Origin of the sequence: Mucilaginibacter sp. (assembly GCF_036383575.1) — a bacterium.
In the GTDB taxonomy this organism is placed as follows: Bacteria; Bacteroidota; Bacteroidia; order Sphingobacteriales; family Sphingobacteriaceae; genus Mucilaginibacter.
Map to the genome: position 1 here is coordinate 1 of NZ_DASVOB010000022.1, position 3,392 is coordinate 3,392.

General features: G+C 41.0%; 2 protein-coding genes. Both read right to left on the reverse strand.

What is annotated here, in order from left to right; translation table 11 throughout:
- A partial coding sequence (locus tag VF500_RS00765) for an amino acid adenylation domain-containing protein (RefSeq protein ID WP_330857844.1) occupies positions 1-2,832 on the reverse strand: 2,832 nt, incomplete at its 3' end.
- A gap of 48 nt (positions 2,833-2,880) precedes the next feature.
- A partial coding sequence (locus VF500_RS00770; protein ID WP_330857845.1) for a condensation domain-containing protein occupies positions 2,881-3,392 on the reverse strand: 512 nt, incomplete at its 5' end.

The window sequence follows — 3,392 nt, forward strand, 5'->3', positions numbered from 1 at the left end:
TACATTTTCGTTTTGCAGCAACACTTGTTCGATCTCACCAAGTTCGATGCGATATCCCCTGATTTTTACCTGGTCGTCTATCCTGCCCAGGTATTCAATGTTACCATCTGCAAGCCAGCGGCCCTGATCGCCGGTTTTGTAAAGCCTTGCATTTGCTTCTTCGCTATAAAGGTCTGTGATGAATTTTTCTTTCGTTAGTTCAGGTTGATTCAAATAGCCTCTTGCTACTTGTACGCCGCCGATGCAAACCTCACCCGGTACACCGATTGGACTTAATTCACCTGAGGCGTTCCTAATATAGATCTGTGTGTTGGACACAGGTGTACCGATAGGTACAATTTCAAGATCCGCGTCTTTTTCTAAATCGCTCCAATAGGTAACGTCGATAGCGGCCTCGGTAGGCCCGTACAAATTATGTAAAGCTACATGAGGCAGCTTGCTCCTGAATAGCTTAACCTGCGCGGTGGTCAAAGCTTCGCCACTGCACAGTACATGCTTCAATTCGGGGCAATCCCCTTTTTCAATGTCGAGCAAAAACACGCTCAGCATCGACGGAACAAAATGAAGGAGGGTTATGTCCTGACTTTCTATTACTGATTTCAGGTAAAGACTATCGCCCTGGGCGCCGGGTTTGGCAAACACCAGTTTAGCACCTGTTAATATGGGCCATAAAAGTTCCCATACAGATACGTCAAAGCTAAATGTATTTTTTTGCAGAACGGTATCGGCAGCAGTTAACCCAAAATAGCTTTGTGTCCAATTAAGCCTGTTAACAACACCGCCATGCTCATTCATGGCACCTTTAGGTTTACCTGTTGATCCGGAGGTGTAAATCACATAGGCTAATTGATCGGCAGTCATGACCGTATCAAGGTTACTGTTATCCTGTTTTGAGATTAACTCCCAATCTTTGTACAGCTCAATCACCTGCAAGTTATTCCCCTGCAATTTTGAGATGCCCGCTGCACTGCTTAATACTATTTTGGCGGCGCTATCATTGAGCATGTAAGCGATCCTATCAACAGGATATTCAGGATCAACCGGAATATAAGCCCCACCAGCCTTTAATATGCCTAATATGCCAATCAGCATTTCAAAACTTCTCTCAAGACAAACAGGCACCAATGTTTCTTTAGCGACACCTTGCAATTGAAGATAGCGTGCCAATTGATTGGAACGCGCGTTCAATTCAAGATAAGTAAGTGAATGCCCTGCAAATTTTACAGCTATGGCATCAGGTGTTTTTTTCACCTGATTTTCAAACAGGCTTACCAGATTTTCATCTGCCGGGTACGGCGCAACTGTATTATTAAATTCTTTTAAGATCGATGCCTCAGCAGGAGTAAGAATCGAAATTTCGTTCAGTGTTTTTACAGCCCCTTCAGTTACCTGCGACAATACGTAAGCAAACTGATCAACGATAGACTGTACATAGCTTGTTTCTAAAAGATCGGCATTGTAATTAAAAGTAAAGTTCAAACCATCGGCATCGGCAATTAAAATAGTTAAAGGGTAATTAGTTTGTTCGTAAGTATTGGCGTTCTCAACTTTTAACGACCATTGTTTGGCGTTTATAGCTTTGTTTACAGGATAGTTTTCAAAAACCAGCAAGCTATCAAACAAATCGGCTTTTATGCCTGTCCACTCTTTGAGACTTTGAAGCGTAGCATGCTGATAGTTTCTTGAAGCAGCCTGATCTGCCTGCAAGCCCTGCAACCAGTTAATTATTTCCTGGTTATCAAATGAGGCTTTGAATGGAATAGTGTTAATAAACAGCCCTACGCGATGTTCAACACCGGGTAGTTCATCAGGCCTGCCGGATACAACGGCACCAAATAATACATCCGCATTACCGGTGTACCTGTTTAACAATAATGCCCATACGCCCTGCATCAGGGTATTTAGGGTGATACGGTGTTTCTTTACATAGGCAGAGATCAGGGCAGATGCGTCCTTATCAAATACTTTGTTAACTGAAAGAAATTTGGCTTTTAAAAGCGCGGCATTTGTCTTTTTAACAAAGGGCAAAGAAGTTCCTTCGCTTACTCCCTGCAAATAATTACGCCAATAGCTTTCTTCGGCCCACTTATCCCTGCGTTCCAGGTAACGGATAAAATCTTCATATTTATCTTCCTGTGTTTGGGCTACGACCTGACCCTGCAATAAAAGTTCATAAGCTTCTAAAAACTCACTCATTAATACAGGCAGCGACCAGCCATCGAACAGGATATGGTGGAAACTCCATAACATCCTGTACCGGCTATCATCTAACTTAACCAAAGTGATCCGCATTAAAGGTGGCTGGTTAAAATCAAAGCCCCTTTCTCTGTCCGCAGTTAAGAAATCATCAAATGCTATTGTTTGTGATGCCGTATCCAGCTCGCTGTAATCTATTTCGATTACAGGAAGGGTTACATCACGGTAAACACATTGAACAGGGATACTGAACGACTCATAGTAAAAGCCGGTTCGTAAAATAGTATGCTTCGCAATAATTTCAGCCCAGGCAGCTTTCAGTACGTTCAAATCTGCATCAATAATATCGCAGGTAAACTGCTCGATGTAGCTGCCAAATTGTTCATTGTACAGGCTATGGAACAACATCCCTTCCTGCAAACCGCTCAACCTGTAAATGGAAACTACATTTTTTTGGTTGCCTCCCGATACTTTTGGAATAGTAGAAATGTACTGGATTAATTCATCTTTATGAGTTTTAATATAATTAATGATCTCGCTGTTATTTTTAACAGCGTTTATCTGCTCTTTGGTAACCTTGTTTTTAATAGCATTTAAATTCAGCTTTTCATTATCCACCGATAATGAAAAGTTCATTTTTTCAAGGTTTGATAAAAATTCACCTATTTCCATAAAACCTGGTACTTAAAAACTCATGATGTTGTCCGTATCATTATCATCCAGGAATCTATCCAGTTCCTGATAATTTATCTCGGCCCCTAAGCCGTAGTCGGCGGGCGTAAATATTGTTTTTGATTTAGCTTGTTCCAAACAGTGATCGATTAATTGTGAAAGGCAGGTCATATACTTTAGCGACAAATCATTAATCGTTGTTTCAATATAATGCTTGTTACTAAAACTCCAGTTTATTATTAGTTCTCCGGCAATAATATAGCTATTTATTGTGATTTTAACAGGCGAAAACTGTGTTTTGTTTACAGATTCGCCACTATCTTCGTTAGCGTAACTAAACCAATCAACCGAATTTACTGCCTGATCAAACTGCCCCAGGTAATTAAACATCACATCCCATGGATCATTTCCCTGCAAGGCATCTACCTTGTTTATGTATTTCAAAACACCAAAACCAAGGCCTTTATCGGCTACTTTCCGTAAATCTTCCTTCACGTCTTTTATCAGCTTATCTGCATCCGCTT